The sequence below is a fragment of the Pseudomonas sp. PDM26 genome (genome assembly GCF_019219185.1).
In the GTDB taxonomy this organism is placed as follows: Bacteria; Pseudomonadota; Gammaproteobacteria; order Pseudomonadales; family Pseudomonadaceae; genus Aquipseudomonas.
This window is the reverse complement of sequence record NZ_JAHUWC010000003.1, coordinates 365,940-387,808: the sequence shown is the minus strand read 5'-3', so window position 1 is coordinate 387,808 and position 21,869 is coordinate 365,940. Positions and strand designations below refer to the sequence as shown.

Below are 21,869 nucleotides of genomic sequence, written 5' to 3'. Positions count from 1 at the left end.
AAAACAATGTGGAGCTACCGATGATCGACATCCATTCAACCGATACCCAACGTTGCGAACGCATTCGGCGCAATCCGAAATTCCTTCAACTGGTGAGCAGCCGTTCACGCCTGGCCTGGACGTTGAGCGCCGTTGTATTGGGCACCTATTACCTGTTCATGCTGGTGGTGGCGTTTGCCCCGCAGTGGCTGCATGCACCACTGGGCGAACATCGGATGTTGACCTTGGGCATGCCGGTTGGCGCGGCAATCATCGTGTTTTCCTGGTTACTGACCGGTTGGTATGTCTACAGCGCCAATACCCGCTTTGACACTTTGGGCGCAGCCATTATCGAGGAGAGCAAGTGATGACTCTGTTGCGTAAACTGATCCTCGCCGCTACCGGCCTGCTGCCAGCCTCCATTGCGCTCGCCGCGCCGGCGATGGGCGCGGTGGAAAAGCAACCACTGAACCTGAATGCGATCGGCATGTTCTTCGTGTTCGTCCTCGGCACGCTGGCCATCACCTGGTGGGCCGCGCGCCAAACCAAATCCACCTCGGACTTTTACACGGCGGGCGGTGGTATCACCGGGTTTCAGAATGGCCTGGCGATTGCCGGCGACTACATGTCCGCAGCTACCCTGTTGGGGCTTTCCAGCCTGGTATTCGCCAAAGGTTACGATGGCTTCATCTATACCATCGGCTTCTTCGTTGGCTGGCCCATCATTACCTTCCTGATGGCCGAGCGTCTGCGCAACCTCGGGCGCTATACCTTCGCCGACATCGTTTCCTATCGACTGGACCAGAACAAGGTGCGGATCTTCGCAGCCTTCGGCTCGCTGACGGTGGTGTGCTGCTACTTGATCGTGCAGATGGTCGGTGCCGGCCAACTGATCAAATTGCTGTTCGGCCTCGACTACCCGGTTGCGGTGATGATCGTTGGCGCGCTGATGCTGATCTACGTGATCTTCGGCGGAATGATCGCCACCACCTGGGTCCAGATCATCAAGGCTGTGCTGCTGCTCGTCGGCGGCACCGCCCTCGCGGTCATGGCCATGTCGCAGTTCGGTTTCAGCTATGAAACCCTGGCCGACAAAGCCGTCAAGGTTCACGCCAGCGGCTGGAACATCATGGGCCCGGGCTCACTGCTCGCCAACCCGATAAACACCGTGTCGATGTCGCTGGGCCTGGTGTTCGGGATTGCCGGACTGCCGCACATCCTGATGCGCTTCTTCACCGTGCCGAGCGCCAAGGAAGCCCGCAAGTCGGTGTTCTACGCCACCGGTTTCATCGGTTTCTTCTTCCTCGTAGTCTGCACCCTGGGTTTTGTCTCTATGGTGATCATAGGCACCGATCCGCAGTACTACGTCAATGGCGAAGTCGGCGGCGCCCTGATTGGTGGCGGCAACATGGTTGCCATGCACCTGGCCAAAGCTGTCGGCGGCAATCTCTTCTTCGGTTTCCTCGCCGCTGTAGCGTTCGCAACCATCCTTGCAGTGGTGTCCGGCCTGGCGCTGGCCGGCGCTTCGGCGATTTCCCATGACCTTTACGCCACCGTATACAAGAAAGGCACCGCCAACGAGAAGCAGGAAATGCGCGTGACCCGCATGGCCACTGTGGGCCTGGGCATCATCGCGATTGTGTTGGGCATTGTGTTCGAGAAGATGAACGTCGCCATTCTGGTGGGCCTGACGTTCGGCATCGCCGCTTCGACCAACTTCCCGGTGCTGATCATGGCCATGTACTGGAAAGGCCTGACGACCAAAGGCGCGATCCTGGGCGGTTTTGCCGGCCTGATCTGCGCACTGGCACTGGTCATCCTGTCGCCACCTGTCTGGGTGACCGTACTCGGTCATGCGCAAGCGATCTTCCCGTACGACCATCCAGCACTGTTCTCCATGCCGCTGGCCTTCCTGGTGATCGTCGTGGTGTCCAGGCTCGACCGCAGTGCGCGCGCCGACAAGGAGCGTGACGCCTACGCCGACCAATTCGTTCGAGCTCAGACCGGCCTCGGCGCTGCCGCCGCTTCCAGCCATTGACTGAAGGGGCACGGCCCGCCTGTGCGGCGCTGTGCCCGTGACACAACTGTCCCAACGAGGTTCACGTTATGCCCGAATTCAAAGCTCCGCTACGCGACATGCGCTTTGTGCTGCACGAAGTGTTTGATGCCCCGGCCATGTGGGCGCGCCTGCCGGCCTTGGCCGACAGCATCGATACCGATACGGCGGACGCCATTCTTGAGGAGGCGGCAAAAGTCACCTCGCACCTGATTGCGCCCCTCAATCGCAGCGGCGACGAAGAAGGCGCGCAGTGGCATGAGGGTCGGGTCACCACCCCCATCGGTTTCAAACAGGCTTACGCTACCTACATCGAAGGCGGTTGGGTGGGACTGTCCGGCAACGCCGGGTTCGGTGGTATGGGCATGCCGAAAATGCTCGCCGTGCAGTTCGAAGAGATGCTCTACGGCGCCAACTCAAGTTTTGCTCTGTATTCGGCGTTGAGCTCCGGTGCCTGCCTGGCGCTGGATGCTCACGCCAGCGACACCCTGAAAAAAATCTATCTGCCACCGATGTATGAAGGCCGCTGGGCCGGCTCCATGTGCCTGACCGAGGCCCAGGCCGGCACCGACCTCGGGCTCATCCGCACCCGCGCCGAACCTGAGGCTGACGGCAGCTACAAGATCACCGGCAGCAAGATTTTCATCACCGGGGGCGATCAGGACCTGACCGAAAACATCGTGCATCTGGTACTGGCCAAACTGCCGAACGCGCCTGCTGGTCCGAAAGGCATTTCGCTGTTTGTCGTACCTAAAGTGTTGGTCAATGCCGAAGGCTCCCTCGGTGCTGCCAACGCCGTGAGTTGCGGTTCGATCGAACACAAGATGGGCATCAAGGCCTCGGCCACCTGCGTGATGAACTTCGACGGCGCCAGTGGCTGGCTGGTCGGTGAGGAGAACAAAGGCTTGGCGGCGATGTTCACCATGATGAATTACGAACGCCTGTCCATCGGCATTCAGGGCATCGGCTGCGCCGAGGCGTCCTACCAGAGCGCCGTCGCCTACGCTCGCGAACGCATCCAGAGTCGGGCGCCCACCGGTGCCGTGACCCCGGACAAACTGGCCGACCCGATCATCGTTCACCCCGATGTGCGGCGTATGCTGCTCGGCATGAAGGCCATGACCGAGGGTGGCCGCGCGTTCGCCAGTTATGTCGGGCAACAACTGGACCTGTCGAAGTTTTCCGACGATGCCAGCGAGCGCGACAGTGCGCAGGACCTGGTTGCGCTGCTGACGCCGGTGGCCAAGGCGTTTTTTACCGACACCGGCCTGGAAAGCTGCATCAATGGCCAGCAGGTTTTTGGCGGCCATGGCTACATCCGCGAATGGGGCCAGGAACAATTGGTCCGTGATGTGCGCATTGCACAGATCTACGAAGGCACCAATGGCATCCAGGCATTGGACCTGCTCGGACGCAAAGTGCTCGCCGATAAAGGCGTCGTGCTGCGCCAGTTCACCGGTGAGATTCGCCGTTTCGCCGCTCAGCCCGATGCACCCTATGCCACGCAGCTGCTCGATGCCGTGCAGCGGCTGGAGGACATCAGCGACTGGCTGCAGGATCGGGCGGCAACCAACCGCAATGAAGTCGGCGCTGCCTCGGTGGAGTATTTGCACCTTTTCGGTTACGTCGCCTACGCCTGGCTCTGGGCGCGCATGGCTCAGGTCGCCCGGCAAAAACGCGCCGAAGACGAAGATTTCTACGATGCGAAAATCGCCACCGCCGACTTTTACATCCAGCGCTTGCTACCACGCATTTTGAGCCTGGAGCAATCCATTCGGGCCGGCAGTGCCTCGTTGTATGGCCTGAGCGCGGAACAGTTCTAACGATTAAGCCGACGCCGCGTCAAAAAAATCCTCTCTTTCGGCGTTGGCGTTTTTTTATCCATTAGCTCTCGCCCCTCTGGCGAGGGCTGCTTCACACCAGCACTGCCCCTGGACATCGAGCCCCAGCCGCTCGGTGACAGACCCATGATTCCAAAAATAAAAACAAAGGAGCTTCACCATGGACCGCCGCACCCGCACTCTCGCTACCCGAATCCTGCTCACGGGTGGTGTCATCAGTCTTTCAGGCCCGGCTGCTGCTGACTTTATCAAGGACAGCAAGGCCAGCCTCGAACTGCGCAACTTCTACTTCAACCGAGATTATCGTCAGACCAACGCTCCCCAATCCAGGCAAGAGGAATGGGCGCAGGGTTTCCTGCTGCGCTATGAGTCGGGATTCACCGATGGGTTGATCGGTGTGGGTTTCGATGCCCTCGGTCTGGTCGGCGTCAAGCTCGATTCCAGCCCTGATCGCGCAGGCTCCGGCCTGCTCAAACGCCACAGCAACCCCCGCAATGGTTCCCTGGACGAGTACGGCGAACTGGGCCTGACGGCCAAAGTGCGTGCCTCAAAAAGCACACTGAAACTCGGCACGCTGCTGCCGAAACTGCCGACGGTACTGGCCAACGATTCACGGCTGTTACCACAAACCTTCAAGGGCGGTCAGCTGACGTCGCTGGAAATCGAAGGCCTGACGGTAGATGCCGGGCGACTGACGCAAGTCAATCAGCGCGACTCCTCGGACTACGAGGACATGGGCATCACCCGCACCGGCGCCAAGGGCATCACCACACGTCATCTCGATAGCGACAGCTTCGATTTCGCCAGCCTGAACTACAAATGGACCAGCAACCTCGCCACCGGCTACAGCTACGGTCACCTCGACAACTTCTACAGCCAGCACCTGGTCAACCTGAGCTACGTGTTGCCGGTCACAACCGGCCAGTCGCTGAAGACCGATCTGCGCTTCGCCCGCTCCACGGATGACGGCGGCAGCAATGTCGATAACAATGCGATTGGCGCGATGTTCACCTACAGCCTCGGCGGGCATGCGTTGGGCCTGGGTTACCAAGGCATGAGCGGCGATACCGGCTACGCCTACGTCAACGGCACCGACGCCTTCCTGGTGAACTTCGTGCAGATCGGCGACTTCGCCAGCAAGGACGAAAAGTCCTGGCAGGTTCGCTACGACTACAACTTCGCGGCCATCGGGGTGCCTGGCCTGACCTTCATGTCCCGCTACATTAACGGCGACAACATTGACCTGGGCAATAACCGGCCAGAGGGCAAGGAATGGGAACGCGATACCGACATCGGTTACGTTGTGCAAAGCGGCCCGCTGAAAAACGTCGGGGTGAAATGGCGCAACGCGACTGTGCGTTCGACCAACTTTGGCAGCGATCTGGATGAAAACCGTTTGATCGTCAGCTACACCTTGCCAATCTGGTAGGCGTTCTGCTCTGCGTCACTATTGCCCAGTACATAGGGTTTATAGCTGAAGGCTGCCTTGCGCAACTTTCAGCTTTTCTCACTCACGCCTTCATAGGGCGGGCGTCGATTCAAGGCTACCCCCCAATCCTGACAACCGCGCCGCATTCCCATAAAGCAACTTATCCAGCACCTGATCCTTGAACCCCAGCGCCTGAAAATCCTCGATCGACTGGCGGATCGGCCGGCGGATGTAGGAAACGAGCACTCTGAGGCGCTCTGATCAGCACTGTTGCTGGAGAGTCGGGGGCCTGAGCAAGAGGCATACCGGAAGCTCCGAAGCCCTGCGTCGCGGGCCTGCAGGCACCGCACACAGCTATCTGAGCGGCGACGGTGGAAGGTGAATGCCGTACGCCTGGGTCGACCGCACTGTTGCCCGCCCAACAGTGATGCTGAACCGCTATTGGCTGGGCAACACATGGCCGCTGCAAGGGACGTTCCCCGCTGATATCGGCCTGCCAAGGCCAACCAAAGGCGACTCACCCGGCACTGGCGGCCAGACAAAGCTTTAAGCTAATAACCAAAAAGTATTTATTGAATGTTTTTTAGATCATTTACATTCAATTCATGGATGCCGCCGTGTTGCCCGGTAGACAGCAGCGCCATTGTTGATCAGGCAACAGTCGCTCAACAGTTAGCTGCCCGGGCAACAGCAGCCGAGACAAAAATTTAATCCATCTTATTGTTTTTAATAATTATTTTATCCTTGGAACAACTCTTGCTCCGATGGCTGCACATCCCGCAACCCGAACAGGAACAGACCCCATGAGCAGCCCACTTAAAGTCGTCGCCGTTTCCGGTGGAACCTATCGCCCGTCGCGCACCCTGGTCCTGGTCCAGGCCATCGTTGCCGAGCTGAGCCAGTACCTGCCAATCGAAAGCCGCATCATCGAACTGGGCGACATTGTCCGCCCGCTGGGCAGCGCCCTGTTCCGTCAGGAGCTGCCGGAAACCGTTGAGTACGAGTTGAGTGCGATTGAGTCGGCGGACCTGCTGGTGGTGGCCGCCCCCGTCTACCGTGGCGCCTACCCGGGCCAGTTCAAGCACCTGTTCGACCTGATTGGCCAGGACGCATTGATCGACACCCCGGTGTTGCTGGCCGCCACCGGTGGCAGCGACCGGCATGCGCTGGTCATCGATCATCAGTTGCGCCCGCTGTTCAGCTTCTTCCAGTCGGTGACCCTGCCCCTTGGCGTGTATGCCTCGCAGGCCGATTTCACGAATTACCAGATCAGCAGCGAAGCGCTGAAAACACGCATCCGCCTGGCAGTCGAACGGGCCGCACCGCTGTTCACCGCCAATGCCGCCGATTTGCGGAAAACAGCCTGAGGAACAGCCTGTGACCGCTATCCATACATCCAGACTTGAAACCCCGCTGCAGATCGCCCGGACGCTCGCCGCCGAGTTTTCCCGAACCGCCGCCGAACGCGACCATCTGGGCGGCACGCCGAAAGCCGAGCGCGACGCGTTGCGCCGTAGCGGTCTGCTGGCGATGAAAATTGACCAGCAATACGGTGGCCTTGGCGCCAGCTGGAGCGACACCCTGGAAGTCGTGCGCGAATTCGCCAGAGTCGACAGTTCGATCGCCCATGTGTTCGGCTTCCAGCACTTGATGCTGGCCACGGTACGGCTGTTTTCCCGGCCCGAACAGTGGCAGCCCTGGTTCGAACAGACCGCGCGCAACAACTGGTTCTGGGGTAATGCCCTTAACCCGCTGGACACCCGCACCCTGTCGAAAAAATTTGCCGGCTATCGCGAGTTTTCCGGGCGCAAGAGTTTCTGCTCCGGCTCCGCCGATTCGGAAATGCTGATTGCCTCGGCGCTGGATGAATCCACCAGCGGCAAGCTGTTGATCGCCGCCATTCCCAGCCATCGTACCGGCATCACCTTGCACGGCGACTGGGACAACATCGGCCAACGGCAGACCGACAGCGGCAGCGCCACCTTCGAACGGGTGCGCGTGGAAGAGAATGAACTGCTGCTGGATCCCGGCCCGCTGAGCACGCCCTTTGCCTGCCTGCGCCCGCTGATCGCCCAACTGACCTTCGTCAATATCTTCCTCGGCATTGCCGAGGGCGCGTTCGAAGAGGCCCGCAATTACACCCTCAAGGAAACGCGCCCCTGGTTCAAGGCCAACGTCAGCCAGGCCAATCAGGACCCCTATGTCCTGCGCCATTATGGCGAATTCTGGGTCGGGCTGGAAAGCGTGCGCCTGCTCACTGAACGCGCCAACGCCCTGCTCGACCAAGCCTGGAGCAAGGAGCACCGGCTCGGCGCCGAGGAGCGTGGCCAACTGGCCCTGGCCATTGCCACCGCCAAGGTCGCCGCCACCCGCACCGGCCTGGACCTGACCAGCAGCCTGTTTGAAGTGACCGGCGCCCGCGCCACCCATGCCGCGCTGCGCCTTGATCGTCACTGGCGCAACCTGCGCACCCAGACCCTGCACGACCCCATGGACTACAAGCTCCATGAACTGGGTGACTGGGCGCTCAACACGACGCTGCCCACTCCGTCCTTTTACTCATAGGCCCGACCATGCAACTACTCACGCTGCCGCCCTCACCAGCCCTGGCCACCTCGATACGCGCCACTGCGCAAGTCTTCGAAGACCCGAAATCACAGGCGCTGCTGGCGCACCTGCAACAGGTCGCGCCCAGTGACGCCAGCGTGTTGATCATCGGCGAAACCGGGACCGGCAAGGAACTGGTGGCCCGTCATCTGCACAACCTCAGCGCCCGTCGCAACAAGCCGTTTATCGCGGTCAACTGCGGCGCGTTTTCCGAAAGCCTGGTGGAGGCCGAACTGTTCGGCCACGAAAAAGGCGCCTTCACCGGCGCCCTGAGCGCCAAGGCCGGCTGGTTCGAGGAAGCCAACGGCGGCACGCTGTTCCTCGACGAGATCGGCGACTTGCCGATGCCGATCCAGGTCAAGTTGCTGCGGGTGCTGCAGGAGCGTGAAGTGGTTCGCCTGGGTTCACGCAAAAGCATCCCCATCGATGTACGGGTGCTGGCTGCGACCAACGTGCAGCTGGAAAAAGCCATCAACGCCGGGCACTTTCGCGAAGACCTCTATTACCGGCTGAACGTGGTCAGCCTGGAACTCAGCCCGCTGCGCGAGCGACCGGGCGACATCCTGCCGCTGATCCGCCACTTCATCGCCGAGTACAGTCGTCGGCTGGGTTATGGCGAAGTGGTGCTGGATACCGAAGCCGAACAGAAGCTGGTGAAGTACTCATGGCCAGGCAATATTCGCGAGCTGGAAAACGTCATTCACCACACCCTGTTGATCTGCCGTAACAATCTGATCCGTGTCCAGGACCTGCACCTGTCCAACCTGCGCATCGAACGCCAGGACGCCAGCAATACCCTCCAGGACGACAGTGTCGACGCCCTGTTGCAGCAAGCCTTCCAGAAGCTGTTCGAGGAAGAAAGCGGCGCCCTCCACGAGCGGGTCGAGGAAGCGCTACTGCGCGCGGCCTATCGCTTCTGCCACTACAACCAGGTACACACCGCCAGCCTGCTGGGGCTGAGTCGCAACATCACCCGCGCGATGCTGATCAAGGTCGGTGAACTGGTGGTGAACAAACGCCGCCCGGCACCAGACACCCGGACGGTCAAAGTGGTCAACCTGTCGATCTGACGGGTGCTTGCGGTCAAGCAGCAGCGCCTTTACCCGCTGTCCCGCCCCCCAGATAGAAGTCCTGAATATCACTGCGCGCGGCCAACTGCCCGGTCGTGCCTTCGCTGACGACCCGGCCGCTTTCCAGCACGTAGCCGTACTGGGCGTAACGCAGAGCCAGGTTGATGTTCTGCTCGGCAATCAGGAAGCTCACGCCGTCGCGCCGATTGAGCTGATGGATGATCTCGAAGATCTCCTCGACGATCTGCGGTGCCAGGCCCATCGAAGGTTCGTCCAGCAACACCAGCTGTGGCCGGGCCATCAGCGCCCGCCCGAGCGCAACCATCTGCTGTTCTCCGCCGGAGGTGTAGCCGGCCAGGCTTTTGCGCCGCAGCTTGAGGCGCGGAAACTGGCTGTAGATACGCTCCAGATCAGCCTTCAGTTGCCCGCGGGACACCTGACGCGCAAAGGCCCCCGTCAGCAGGTTTTCCTCCACTGTCAGTTGGGCAAAGCAATGCCGGCCCTCCAGTACCTGCACCAGGCCGCTGGCCACCAGGCTATGGGGCGTGCTGCGGGTGACATCCTCGCCTCGATAAATAATCCGTCCCTGCACCACCTCGCCCCGCTCGGCCCTCACCAGATTGGAGGCGGCCTTCAAGGTGGTGCTTTTGCCAGCACCGTTGGCCCCCAGCAACACCACGATCTGTCCTTGCGGCACCGCCAGGGATACCCCGCGCACGGCGAGGATTGCCTGTTCGTACAGGACTTCAATCGCGTCGATCTGCAAGATCGGTACTTCATTCATACTGTTCTCCCCCCCCCCCCCCCAAAAAAAAAGTTCTTCACGCAATCCCGGGGAACACCAGCTCCTACAGCCATCAGGTTTCCTTGGCGCAATCGCGCGGTGTGATGCCCTTTTCCCTGGCGTACTGGTGCGACGAGGCTTCGATGATCGGCCTGAGCAAGACACGGTCCGCCTGCACCCAGTCGCTGATCAGCTTCCACTGGCTGCCATCCCACTGCTGGAAGCGCACTGCCCCGCCGCCTTCATGGTCGGCGCACGACAGTTGCAAGGGTTGCACCAGGCCCTGTGCGCCCAGCTCCTTGAGGCGGGCATCGTCCAGCTTGAGGTGCTCGAAGCCCCAGCGCACCTGCTCGCCGGTCAGCGGCTGCTTGCCGAATTTTTCCTGCGCAATGCGCACGGCTTCAACGTTGAGAATGCCGTTCACCACCCCCAGGTTGTAATACACGGTGCCAAAGCGTTTCGGATCGGCCAGGTCACCATTGCCCTTGGCCACCACCTGCTGCTGGATGCCTTGCAAGACCGGGAAATCGCTGCCCGAGGGGTGCGTGGTGATCGCAATAAAGCCTTTGGCGGCGGCACCGGCCGGGGCGGCATCGTCCTCGGAGTTGCTCCAGATATTGCCGATGATGTGATCCACCGGGAAGCCGACTTTCTGCGCGGTTTTCAACGCCACCGGGTTCATCACGCCCCAGCCGCGCAGAATCACCCAGTCGGGTTTTTCCCGGCGAATGTTGAGCCATTGCGACTGCTGCTCGTTACCCGGATGGGGCACTTCCAGCAGGGTCAGCTTGAACCCGTACTTGTCGGCCAGGGTCTGCAACACCTCATTGGTTTCCTTACCGTAGGGCGAGCCGTGATACAGGGTGACGATCTTCTTGCCCTTGAGCTGGTCCAGCCCCCCCGCCTGCTGGCCGATGTAGTTGATGATCGCCGAGACTTCGGAGTACGGGTTCAGCTGCAAGGGGAAGGCGTAGGGGAAAACGCTGCCGTCAGTGGAGTCGGTGCGGCCGTGATTGATGGTGATCAGCGGCAGTTTGTCCGTGGTCGAGCGCTCAAGGGTGGCATAGGCGATGCCCACTGACAGCGGGTTAGTGGCGGCAGCCGGCGCACCATTGAGGCCTTTTTTCAGACGCTCGTAGCACTCCACGCCCTTCTCGACCACGTACTCGGTTTCGCACTCGCTCCAGGTCAGCTTGACGCCGTTGACCCCGCCATTGGCATTGACGTACTTGAGGTAGTCGATAAAACCACCAAAAAACCCGGTACCACCGGCGGCATAAGGACCGACCCGATAGCTCTGCAGCGGGAAGTACTGTTCGTTATCCGCCTGCGCGGTCAATGTGGCAGTGCTCAGACTGACGGCCAGGGCGAGGCTACTGAGTAGAGATGTTTTCAACATCGATGTTTTCCTTATCAAGTCATCAAGTGAAGGGTCAACCAAAGGGATTCAGAGCAACCGGCGCCTATGTCGAGTCGCTCAGTAGCGCAGCGGCCACACCCGGGCGCGCTCTCGAAACTTCTGCCAGAGGCGCGCCAGGCCCTCCGGCTCCTTGATCAGGAACACAATGATCAGGGCGCCAAATGCCATCTTCTGCAGGTTTTCTATCTGTCCGGCATCGATCAGCCCGGCCGGCAACAAGGCCACCAGGTTCGACAGCAGCACCGGAAACAACACGATGAACGCCGCGCCCAGGAAGTTGCCGAGGATGCTGCCCAGGCCACCGATAATGATGATGAAGAGGATCTGGAAAGATCGATTCAGGTCAAAACCGTGGGGCTCCACGGTCCCCAGGTAGGTGAAGGCCCAAAGCGCCCCGGCCACCCCGAGAAAGAACCCGCTGATGGCAAACGCCAGCAGCTTTGCCTTGAACAACGCAATGCCCATCACCGCAGCGGCGGTGTCCATGTCACGCACCGCCATCCAGTTACGCCCCAGCTCGCTGCGCACCAGGTTCTTGCCCAGCCAGAACAACGCCACCACCACGCCCAGGGTCAGCAGGTAACGCCCCACCGGCGAGTTCAGATCCACACCAAGAATCTCCAGACGCGGTGCGCTGATCACCCCCGAAGCGCTGTTATTGGAGAACCAGCTGAAGCGGGTCAGCGCCCAGGTCACAAAAAACTGCGCGGCGAGGGTCGACACCAGCAAATAGAAACCCTTGATCCGCAGGCTGGGCAGACCGAACAGCAGCGCCACCAGCGCTGCCACTCCCCCGCCCAGGGCCATGCTGAGCAACAACGGCGAGCCCGGCACCCGCAGCTCAACGTTGTAAGTGGCAAAGGCGCCCACCGCCATGAACGCCGCCGAACCCAGCGACAACTGCCCGGCATAGCCGGTCAGCAGGTTCAGCCCCAGCCCGGCCAGTGACAGCACCAGAAACGGAATCAGAATGGCGCTGAACCAATAGTCGTTACCCAGATACGGCACACCGACAAAGGCCAACAGCAGCAAGGCAACCAGGCCGTAACGGTCCTGACGCAGGCGAAACACCCGACGGTCCTGGGCATAGCGAGTACTGAACTGACCGGTTTCCTGATAAAACATCACGCCTCTCCTTAAACCCGCTCGATCGCGCGTTCGCCAAATAACCCGGCCGGGCGTACCAGCAGGAACAGCAACGCCAGCACATAGGGAAACCAGTTCTCGATACCGCCACCGATCACGGGGCCCAGATACACTTCGGCCAGCTTCTCCGAGGCGCCGATGATCAAGCCGCCGACAATCGCTCCGCTGATCGAGGTGAAGCCGCCGATGATCAGCACCGGCAAGGCCTTGAGCACCACCAGCGATAACGAGAACTGCACTCCCAGCCGCGCCCCCCAGAGCAGGCCGGCCACCAGACCGACAAACCCGGCCACCGCCCACACCAACACCCAGACCCGTTGCAGGCGGATGCCCACGGCCAACGCCGCCAGCGGGTCATCGGCCACGGCACGCAAGGACAAACCGATACGGGTCTTGTTGAACAGTAGCGACAGCGCCAGTACCAGCAGCGCGGCGGTCACGGCGGCAAAAATGTCGAACTTCGACAGCAGCATGCCGCCCAGCTCAAGCGGCTCATCGCTTATGCCCAGTTCCAGCCCATGTACCTGGGCGCCCCACAGCGCCTGGGCGAATCCCTCGATCACGTAGGACAGACCGAGGGTCGCCATGAACAAGGTGATTGGTGAACGGTTGACCAGCGGGCGCAACACCACCCGCTCCACCGCCACCGCCAGCAGCACCATCGCCGCCAGGCTGATGACGAACGCCAACCAGAACGCCACCCCGCGCTCCAGCAGGCTGACGAAAGTCAGTGCCGAAAACAGCACCATCGCGCCCTGGGCGAAGTTGAAGACGCCGGACGCCTTGTAGATCAGAACAAAGCCGATGGCCACCAGGGCGTACATCACCCCGGCCAACAGCCCGCCGATCAGCACCTCGAAGAAAAATTCCATGAGCCTTCCTGTGTTGCGGGCAAAGAGTCCCCGGCCACCCGATAGCCGGCGGCGCTGTAGAGTCGGGGGGTTAGTGGCGCGTGCCGAGGTAGGCGGCAATCACCTCGGGGTTTTTCCGCACCTCATCGGGCGGGCCGTCGCCGATCTTGCGGCCATAGTCGAGCACCACTACGTGATCGCTAATGCCCATGACCACACCAATGTCGTGCTCGATCAATATCACTGTGGTACCCAGCTCACGGTTGATGTCGACGATGAACCGGCTCATCTGCTGCTTCTCTTCGGCGTTCATCCCGGCCATCGGTTCGTCCAGCAACAGCAAGCGCGGTTCGCAGGCCAGGGCACGGGCCAGTTCCACCCGTTTCTGCAAACCATAGGGCAGCTTGCCGACAAGGGTGTCGCGCCACTGCTGGATGTGCAGAAAGTCGATGACCCGTTCGGCCGCCTCCCGCTGGCGGTCGTCTTCGCCCGCAGCGCGGCCGATGCGCAGGGCCTGCTCGATCCAGCTGCTGCGACGCTTGAGGGTGCGTCCGGTGAGCACGTTGTCGAGCACACTCATGCCTTTGAACAAGGCGATGTTCTGAAAGGTGCGGGCAATACCGCGCACCGCCACATCATGCGGGCGCATGCGAAGGTGCTCTTCTCCGGCAAAGCGGATGCGTCCCTGCTGGGCCTGGTACACGCCGTTGATCACATTCAGCAGTGAGCTTTTTCCCGCACCGTTGGGACCGATCAAGGCGCAAATCTCCCCGGCTGCCACGGCAAAGCTGATGTCGGTCACCGCCTTGACGCCCTTGAACGACAACCCAATGTTTTCCAGCACCAGCAGATGTTCAACCTTTGTCGCCTGTGTCTGTGCCATGAATCATGTCCTTGTCAGGCCGGTTGCGTGCTGTCTTCGATCCAGCCGTTGACCAGCGGAGCTGGCCACGGCGCGGGGCGGTGCCACTGCGCCGGATCCGGCCAGGTGCGTACCTCAATAGCCAACGCCTGGAAAAACGCCAGGGTTGGCGGTGCAAGTGCCTCGCCCACCAGCAACGGTGCACGGGTACGAGAAAAACCGAGGACATCGCGCAACGGCCGGCTGATCAGCCAATACCCCAGGTGCCGTTGCAGCGCACCGGGGTGCGCCACCAGCGCCCAATCCACCATTCGCCGGCGCCAGCTGCCTGGCTCCGGCAAGCGGGCCAGAACCTGGGTATGCAGGCGCTGGTAGGTTTCCCGGGTGCCGGCCACCAGCGTCGGGCCCAACTCACGACGGTCCTGGTCGCGAGTCGACAGGTTCTCCGGAAAGTTCAGGCGAAAGCCGGCAATCAACCAAGGCGCCAGCAAATAACGCGCTTGACCACCCGCGGCAAACGCTCGCGCCGCCAGGGCTTCGTCCTGCCGCCCCAACTGCTCACTGTGCACCAGGCGCCGGCCTTCCCGTAGCAACTCGGCGTGGCTGATGCGCTGCTGCTCGATGCCCTGCCCTGCGTCCAGACGATAGAAAGCAAAGGCTGTGCGCTCGGCGCGGGCCTGGGGCTCCAGCCGGTGATCGCTGCCTTGCTGCTGCAGTTGTGCGAACGCCAGGGTGTCACAGGCCTGACTCACCTCAGCCAGGCCGCGGCCGTCGGCGTAAATCAGCAGCCTGGGCGCCAGTCCGGCGGCGCGCAGGCGCTGAATCTCCTCATGACCTTCGGCGAACACCCATTCACTGTGCAGCTCACGCAGCAACGCCACCTGCGCGGCCGCAGCTTCCAGCGGATCCAACAGCGCGGCCACGCCGCCCAACCACTGTGCCGCCAGGGCAGCGATCAATGCCTCCGGCCGCGGGCGGCTGACAATCACCAACGTCGTACCAGGCACAAAACCACGCGCCAGCAAGGCCGTGGACAGGCGTTGAACCTCAGCGGCCAATTGGCGCCAGGTAAGCACCTGCCACACCCCCAGGCGCTTATGGCGCAGGGCGATGCCCGTCCCATGCTGACGTGCCTGCTGTTGCAGCCACTGCGGCAAGGTACCTGCGGCGGGTTGCGGGTTATCGGTGAATGTCGGCATGACCTTTCCCGTCCCTTACGCCAGTGCCGCAGTTTTGGTCGCCACCGCCTCGCGCTCCAGCTCACGCACCAGCGGCAACACCTTGCGGCCGAAGTACTCCACCTCCTCCTGAAAGTGCAGGAAGCCACTGAGCACCAGGTCCACACCCACCGCCTTGAGTGCGACGATGCGTTCGGCAATCTGCGCAGGCGTACCGATCAGATTGGTCTTGAAACCATCGTTGTACTGCACCAGGTCTTCGAAGGTGGACTTGGCCCAGTTGCCTTCGCCTTCGGGGCTTGAGGCACCTGCGTTCTTCGCCTCGCTGCCGAAACCGTTGACGGCCTCGGGGTCGGCCTTGGCGATAATTTCCTGCAACACCGCGCGGGCCTCGGCCTCGGTTTCACGGGCGATGACAAAGGCGTTCACCCCTACTTTCACCGAGTGGCCATTGATCGCGGCCTTGGCCCGAATGTCGTCGACCTGAGCCTTGATGCCTTCGACAGTGTTGCCGTTGGTGAAGTACCAATCGGAGACCCGCGAAGCCATGTCCCGCGCCGCGCGCGAGCTGCCACCCTGGAAGATTTCCGGGTGCGGTTGCTGCAATGGCTTGGGTTTGAGGGTGTAGTCGTGGAAGCGGTAGAAATCGCCATGAAAACTGAAGTTGTCCTGGGTCCAGATGCCCTTCAGCGCCTGGATGAATTCTTCCGAGCGACGATAGCGCTCATCGTGGTCCAGCCATGGCTCGCCAATGGCGCGGAACTCGCCCTTGAACCAGCCCGACACGATATTCACCGCGACGCGACCGTTGGTGAACTGGTCGATGGTGGCCAGCTGCTTGGCCGCCAGCACCGGACTCCATGGGCCAGGCAGGATGGCCGCAATCACCTTGAGCTTCTCGGTGGCGGCCAACAGTGCGTGGCTGATGGTCACCGATTCGTGTTGGTTTTCGGCGCCATAACCGGCGGTGAAGCGGATCTGTGACAAGGCGTATTCGAAGCCGGCCTTTTCGGCGATTTGCGCCAGCTTGCGGTTGTAATCGATGTCCCAGCCTGTGCGCTGTTCGATCTTGCTGACCACAAGGCCGCCGCTGACGTTGGGAACCCAGTAGGCAAACTTGATGTTGTCCTGGCTCATTGCATGTACTCCATTGATTCGTTGAAGTGAGGGTCGACCGGGGACGTCAGGCTGCGCTGGAGTCCGGTTGAACAGTCGGATTGAGGCTCAGTACCGCCGACTCGACAGCGCGCTCGATGCGTTCGAGCAACTGCGGGCTGGTGATCTGGTAATCGGTGAAATCGGCTTCGGCGGCATACACACCGATGGGCAAGCTCAGGGCCTGGAAAAAGCCGAACAGCGGGCGCAACTGGTGATCGATGATCAGGGCGTGGCGGTCCGAGCCACCGGTGGCGGCCAGCAACACCGGTACGTTGTTCAACGCCTGGTGATGGACGAAATCGAACAGGTGCTTGAACAGTCCAGTGTACGAGGCGCGGTATACCGGGCTGGCAGCAATCAGCAGGTTGGCCGTTTCAATGGCCTGCAGATCGGCCTCGACCGCAGCGGGCAAGTCTTCACGGCGCAGCACCCCGGCAAACTGCGGGCCGACCTCGGACAACTCGATCAGGTGCAGCTCGATCGGCAGTTGTTGCGCAAGACCGGCGATCAGCGCCTTGAGCAGCACCAGGGTGCGCGTAGGCCGCTGCACGCTCCCGGATACCGCGACCACTTTCAGTGTGTTGCCCATTGCCCGTCCTCGTGGTGGCAGAGGCCACCGCGGCACCTGCACAAGGACTAGAGCAGCAACCGTGCCACTTAAATAATTCAATATAAATCAATTAGTTATACGATTTTCTTAAAACGCCGCAGTGTCGTCCAACGGACAGGCTGTTGATCAACTGTTGCGTTCACAACAGTTGTCTCGCGGCGTTTGGCACCAAGCCCCGCCCGAGCCGCTGTTGTCGGGCGGTCAGCGCTTCAACAAGTTGCCCGGCAGGCGACAGGAGTGAGCGCCGTTGACACCCCGCACGCCCTGTAAAACGGCTTTTACAGCGCCAGGCACGACCTGTGCACTGACAGCAGTACGCAACAGATCGACCGCTCTGTTGCTTCTCTTGCCTGCCATAAGGAGCTGCACCATGACCGCCCAGCAACAACACCTGCCACACCCCCTCTCCACTGGTACCGACTACCAGGCCCTGGCCGAGCGCTTCCGGCCGATCTTTGCACGCATCGCCGCCGGCGCACTGGAGCGCGAGCAAAGCCGCAGCCTGCCCTTTGAACAAGTGAAATGGCTGAAGGAAGCCGGCTTTGGCGCTGTGCGTGTGCCGATCCAGTACGGTGGCGCCGGCGCTTCCCTGTCCCAGCTGTTTGAGTTGCTGATCGAATTGGCCGAAGCGGACTCCAATCTGCCACAGGCGTTGCGCGGTCACTTTGCCTTTGTCGAAGACCGCCTCAATGCTCAGGCCGACGCACCACAGGACACTTGGTTCAAGCGTTTTGTCGAGGGTGATCTGGTGGGCAATGCCTGGACCGAAATCGGCAGCGTCAAGATCGGCCAGGTCGGCACTCGCGTCTCGCGCCTGGGCGATCACTGGGTGGTCAACGGCACCAAGTACTACAGCACTGGTAGCATCTTCGCCGATTGGATCGACCTCTATGCCCTGCGCGATGACAACGGTGCCGACGTGATTGCCGCCGTCCGCGTGCAACAACCGGGCATCACGCAGAGCGACGATTGGGATGGCTTTGGCCAGCGCACCACCGGTAGCGGCACCTCGGTATTCGAAAACGCCGTGGTGGAGCCCGAAAACCTGCTCGACTTCGCCACCCGATTCAAGTACCAGACAGCCTTCTATCAACTGGTGCTGTTAGCGGTTCAGACCGGTGCCGGGCGTGCCGCGGTGCACGACATCACGCAAGAAGTGCGCAAGCGCACGCGCATCTTCAGCACCGGCAATGCCAGCCACGTCAGCCAGGACGTCCAGGTGCAGCAAGTGGTGGGCAAGGCATCGGCGCAGGTCTACGCCGCACACGCCACCACCCTGCGCGCGGCGGCCGCCTTGCAGGTGGCGTACGAAAGCCGTTTCGCCCATGACGAAGTCGCCGAACGCAAGGCCAACATCGCCGCCGAACTGGAATCAGCCCAGGCCCAAGTGGTGATCGCCGACCTGGTGCTGCGCGCCACCAGTGACCTGTTCAACGCCCTCAGCGCCTCAGCCACCAGCACCGGCAAGGCCCTCGATCGTCACTGGCGCAACGCCCGCACCGCAGCCTCGCACAACCCGCTCATCTACAAGGAACGCATCATCGGCGACTGGGAAATCAACGGCAGCGAACCACCCTACGTCTGGCAGATCGGCGCTGGATCGAAGTAAGCCGACATCACGCGGGTGCCAGATACCCCGGCACTTGCACCTGATCGGCCAGCGACGAAGCACGGGCCAGCAACGCGTCTGGCCCCTGGCTCGTCGCTACGCCCAGGAACCAACGTCCCATAAGACGGGTAATAGGTCCATGACCTGCCGTTCCTCGCGTGTACTGCTCAATACGCCGGGACAAACTCGTATCAAGAAGCCCACTCCCTGATAGGTTATGGCTACCGGTGCCCGACCACCGAAACGCAGTATGAGCAACAGCATTCGCAAGCGGCACCGACCACTGTGCACTCGCAAGCCGGGGGGCGAAGCAATGATCGTTATGGTCGCTTTGAGTAAATTGGCACCCTGCCCTCCGGCTCATCGTTCAATCCACAAATGGCTGCTATTGGCGCCTGAAAACTCTCCATCCAGCCATCCCTATTTTGACAACCGAGGCACCTCGGGCTTACGTTGCGGCAGCAAACCCGCGCTTCAAATCCTCTATCAATGCCTCGACATCCTCCAACCCTATATGCAATCGCAACACCGGACTCAGTGAACGGTCCGCCGCACTCTGGCGATCCTGGGTATCGGCCACGGTGATCAGACTTTCGAAACCGCCCCAGGAAGCGCCAAGCCCGAACAGCTGCAACGCATCGATGAAGCGCTCGACATAAGCGTCGTCCGCTTCGTTGAGCTCAAAGGACAGCAAGCCGTTACTGCCCTTGAAATCCCGTTGCCACAAGGCGTGGCCGGGGTGATCGGGCAAGGCCGGATGGAACACCCGTTTCACCTGCGGCTGCTTTTGCAACCAATGGGCGATTTCCAGCGCCTGGCGCTCGTGCACCTCCAGTCGCGTTGCCAGTGTCCGGGCACCGCGCAGCACCAGATAAGCATCGTCCGGGCTGACGGTGGCGCCAAAGGTGTCGCTCATGGCCGCCAGTGGCTGCCAGGTTTCCTCACGGGTGCAGACGCTGCCCATGACCACATCGCTGTGGCCGCACAGGTACTTGGTCAGCGCCATGATCGAGATGTCCGCGCCGAGGGCCAGCGGTCGGTACAGGTAACCCGAGCCCCAGGTGTTGTCGACCGCCAGCAGGATGCCTCGCGGTTTGCACAGGGCGGCGATGGCCGGCAAGTCGCTGAGTTCGTAGAGCAAGGAACCCGGCACTTCGGTGTAGACCATTCGGGTGTTGGCTTGCAGTTGCGCCTGCAAGTCGCTGCCGTCGGGGGCGAAGTAGCTGACCTGAATACCGAACGGTTGGAGAAACTCCCGGGCCAGACGCCGAACCGGTGCGTACACCGCGTCGGTGATCAGCACGTGATCGCCGGGGCGCAGGTAGGCCAGAAAGGTCTGCGCGACCGCTGCCAGGCCAGTGCCGAACAAGCGCGTGCGATAACCCCCTTCCAGCTCGGTGACCAGGTCTTCCAGGGCGAAGGCCGTCGGGTTGCCACGGGCGCCGTAACTCAGCACCCGCTCGCTATCACGGCGCGCACGGGCGTCGCGCATTTGCGCCAGGTTATCGAACAGCACGGTGCTTAAACGGGTGACCGGCACGTTGACTGATCGACCACCGACGCCTTGCCCGGTGCGCGCCGCATGAACCAGGCGCGTGCGCACCCGCGCATCGTCACGGGTTTGAGACTGCAGGGGGTTAAGACTGGCGATTTCATCGTCGTTCATCTGCGCCAGCAAACCGATTTCCCAGGCCAGGTACTGCCGCGCCGCCTCCTTGTTGCCGGAGTGGCGATCATGGGTGAAGAACAGGAAATCGATGCACTGATCATTGGCAGGCGTGTCTGGACGTTCCTCCACAACAAAACCGGCCGCACGCCAGGCGGCCAGTCCGCCGTCCAGCAATCGCAGCTGTGCACGCTGGGTTTCGGGCAACTCCTGCGCCGCGAATGCGGCCAGCAATGGATCATCGGCCAGCAACACCAACGGCCGGTTCTCACCGGCTACATGTGTCGCCAACAGCGAGCGGATCGACCAGCGCGAGCTGGCAATATGGCCCTTGCGATAGGCCATGCTCGGGCGCAAATCGATCAGCGCGACCGCGTCATCCTTCAACGCATCGGCCAGTGCCAATGGCGTGATCAATGGCAACGTCTCTTCAGCTTCAACCTCGATTGCGGGCAACGCCAGACTGCTGCTCACGCCACCTTCAAGCACATAGGCTTCATGCCCCAACTGACGCAGCCAACTCGCGATAATCGGCGCACGCACGCCGTCGCTGTCGATCAGCACCAACCGCGCCTGACGCACGCCAACGTACAGATCGGTGGATTGAATCAACTGCCCGCCCGGCGTGTGTTGTGCACCGGGAAGACTGCCGGCGGCAAACTCTTCAGCAGTGCGCACGTCGCACAGAAACAGACTGCGCCCGGCCTCTTCGGCCCACTGCGCGACTTGCTCGGCCACAACGGTTTTCACCCCTGCGCGTTCCGCCAGGCGGGCGGCGGCCACACGCTGTGCGGCCAAAGAGGCGACCGACACGGCATCGGCATAACGACGGCTGCTGCCATGCTCCAGCTGAAAATCTTCCAGATACCAACCCTGAGTACCGTTCTCCAAGGCGTAGATCGGGTTCTTCAATCCCAGGTTGATCAGCGTTTGCGCGCCGATGATACTGCGGGTTCGCCCGGCGCAATTGACCACGATCGGCGTGGTTTCATCCGGCACCAGGTCATGGATGCGATAACCCAGCTCACCGTTCGGGCAGCACACGGAACCGGGAATGGTCATCTTGCGGTATTCGTCGAACGGCCGACCGTCCAGCACCACCAACGGTTCGCCACAGGCTTGCCATTCGGCCAGCTGCTGCGCGGTGACGTGCGGTGTGTGACTGACCTCTTCCACCAACTCGCCGAAGGCCTTGGACGGCACATGCACGCCGGCAAACAGTTGATAACCGGCAGCCTGCCAACCCTCGGCACCGCCCTCGAGAAGGTGCACGCGCTCATACCCCAACGCCTGAAGGCGCTGAACGGAACGTGCAGCGACATCGCCGCCATTCTGGTCATAGATCACCAGCCGCACCTGAGGATTCGGCGCCAGACGCCGCACCTCCAGCTCCAGTCGGCTATAGGGCAGGTTCACCCCGAAAAACAGATGGGCCTCGCCATACTGGCCGTGCTCGCGCACATCAAACAGGGCGAGTTCCTGTCCGTCGAACAGCCACTGCTGCAATTGCCCCGGGGTTACGGTCTGGCTCATGAAAGTCCCGCTTGAAAAAGAAATTATTGAAGCGCCAGAGAGCGCTCATTGGCCGCTACTTCGTGGCCCT

The 21,869-nt window shown here is 61.5% G+C and carries 19 protein-coding genes; 9 read left to right on the top strand and 10 right to left on the bottom strand.

Annotation, left to right across the window (positions count from 1 at the left end; translation table 11 throughout):
- Positions 1-20 precede the first annotated feature (20 nt).
- The 4 genes from KW849_RS08855 to KW849_RS08840 all read left to right on the top strand — a co-directional run bounded on the left by KW849_RS08855 (position 21) and on the right by KW849_RS08840 (position 5,305).
- On the top strand, positions 21-347 hold the full coding sequence (locus tag KW849_RS08855; RefSeq protein ID WP_218429022.1) for a DUF485 domain-containing protein: 327 nt from the start codon (positions 21-23) through the stop codon (positions 345-347).
- On the top strand, positions 347-2,017 hold the full coding sequence (locus tag KW849_RS08850; protein ID WP_218429021.1) for a cation acetate symporter: 1,671 nt from the start codon (positions 347-349) through the stop codon (positions 2,015-2,017). The genes KW849_RS08855 and KW849_RS08850 overlap by 1 nt, the downstream gene beginning before the upstream one ends.
- Before the next feature lie 68 nt (positions 2,018-2,085).
- Entirely contained in the window at positions 2,086-3,858 is a 1,773-nt protein-coding gene (locus KW849_RS08845; RefSeq protein WP_218429020.1) for an acyl-CoA dehydrogenase C-terminal domain-containing protein, read from the top strand.
- A gap of 178 nt (positions 3,859-4,036) precedes the next feature.
- On the top strand, positions 4,037-5,305 hold the full coding sequence (locus tag KW849_RS08840) for an OprD family porin (protein WP_218429019.1): 1,269 nt from the start codon (positions 4,037-4,039) through the stop codon (positions 5,303-5,305).
- 90 nt (positions 5,306-5,395) lie between these two features.
- Here the strand turns inward: KW849_RS08840 and KW849_RS08835 are convergent, their stop codons facing one another.
- On the bottom strand, positions 5,396-5,551 hold the full coding sequence (locus KW849_RS08835) for a hypothetical protein (RefSeq protein WP_218429157.1): 156 nt from the start codon (positions 5,549-5,551) through the stop codon (positions 5,396-5,398).
- 136 nt (positions 5,552-5,687) lie between these two features.
- On the opposite strand from KW849_RS08835, the gene KW849_RS08830 reads away from it, so the two are divergent.
- From KW849_RS08830 to KW849_RS08815, 4 genes are all read left to right on the top strand, one after another.
- Positions 5,688-5,855 carry a hypothetical protein gene (locus KW849_RS08830; RefSeq protein WP_218429018.1) on the top strand — a complete coding sequence of 56 codons (168 nt, stop codon included), beginning with the start codon at positions 5,688-5,690 and terminating at the stop codon, positions 5,853-5,855.
- 253 nt (positions 5,856-6,108) lie between these two features.
- Entirely contained in the window at positions 6,109-6,672 is a 564-nt protein-coding gene (gene msuE / locus KW849_RS08825; protein WP_218429017.1) for an FMN reductase, read from the top strand.
- 10 nt (positions 6,673-6,682) lie between these two features.
- Entirely contained in the window at positions 6,683-7,870 is a 1,188-nt protein-coding gene (locus KW849_RS08820) for an acyl-CoA dehydrogenase family protein (protein WP_218429016.1), read from the top strand.
- 8 nt (positions 7,871-7,878) lie between these two features.
- A complete protein-coding gene (locus tag KW849_RS08815) occupies positions 7,879-8,982 on the top strand; it encodes a sigma-54-dependent Fis family transcriptional regulator (protein ID WP_218429015.1) in 1,104 nt (367 codons plus the stop codon).
- A gap of 13 nt (positions 8,983-8,995) precedes the next feature.
- Here the strand turns inward: KW849_RS08815 and KW849_RS08810 are convergent, their stop codons facing one another.
- From KW849_RS08810 to msuE (KW849_RS08775), 8 genes are all read right to left on the bottom strand, one after another.
- Entirely contained in the window at positions 8,996-9,766 is a 771-nt protein-coding gene (locus KW849_RS08810; RefSeq protein ID WP_218429014.1) for an ABC transporter ATP-binding protein, read from the bottom strand.
- A gap of 73 nt (positions 9,767-9,839) precedes the next feature.
- Positions 9,840-11,165 (bottom strand): ABC transporter substrate-binding protein, encoded by a 1,326-nt coding sequence (locus KW849_RS08805; RefSeq protein ID WP_218429013.1) that lies wholly within the window; start codon positions 11,163-11,165, stop codon positions 9,840-9,842.
- Positions 11,166-11,243: 78 nt separating this feature from the next.
- Entirely contained in the window at positions 11,244-12,311 is a 1,068-nt protein-coding gene (locus KW849_RS08800) for a branched-chain amino acid ABC transporter permease (RefSeq protein WP_218429012.1), read from the bottom strand.
- A gap of 11 nt (positions 12,312-12,322) precedes the next feature.
- Complete coding sequence (locus tag KW849_RS08795) at positions 12,323-13,204, bottom strand: branched-chain amino acid ABC transporter permease (RefSeq protein ID WP_218429011.1); 882 nt, start codon at positions 13,202-13,204, stop codon at positions 12,323-12,325.
- A gap of 70 nt (positions 13,205-13,274) precedes the next feature.
- The gene (locus tag KW849_RS08790) at positions 13,275-14,066 is read right to left on the bottom strand and encodes an ABC transporter ATP-binding protein (RefSeq protein WP_218429010.1); all 792 of its coding nucleotides are present in this window, start codon (positions 14,064-14,066) and stop codon (positions 13,275-13,277) included.
- Positions 14,067-14,080: 14 nt separating this feature from the next.
- On the bottom strand, positions 14,081-15,244 hold the full coding sequence (locus KW849_RS08785; RefSeq protein WP_218429009.1) for an AMP-binding protein: 1,164 nt from the start codon (positions 15,242-15,244) through the stop codon (positions 14,081-14,083).
- 15 nt (positions 15,245-15,259) lie between these two features.
- Complete coding sequence (gene sfnG / locus KW849_RS08780; protein WP_218429008.1) at positions 15,260-16,360, bottom strand: dimethylsulfone monooxygenase SfnG; 1,101 nt, start codon at positions 16,358-16,360, stop codon at positions 15,260-15,262.
- 46 nt (positions 16,361-16,406) lie between these two features.
- Positions 16,407-16,970: an FMN reductase gene (gene msuE / locus KW849_RS08775; RefSeq protein WP_218429007.1), complete on the bottom strand. Its 564-nt coding sequence runs from the start codon at positions 16,968-16,970 to the stop codon at positions 16,407-16,409.
- A 391-nt stretch (positions 16,971-17,361) separates the two neighbouring features.
- Between msuE (KW849_RS08775) and KW849_RS08770 the strand changes: the two genes are divergently transcribed.
- Positions 17,362-18,600: an acyl-CoA dehydrogenase family protein gene (locus KW849_RS08770; protein ID WP_218429006.1), complete on the top strand. Its 1,239-nt coding sequence runs from the start codon at positions 17,362-17,364 to the stop codon at positions 18,598-18,600.
- A 448-nt stretch (positions 18,601-19,048) separates the two neighbouring features.
- Here KW849_RS08770 and metC read toward each other — a convergent pair whose 3' ends face one another.
- Entirely contained in the window at positions 19,049-21,799 is a 2,751-nt protein-coding gene (metC, locus tag KW849_RS08765; protein WP_218429005.1) for a cystathionine beta-lyase, read from the bottom strand.
- Between the last annotated feature and the right edge of the window lie 70 nt (positions 21,800-21,869).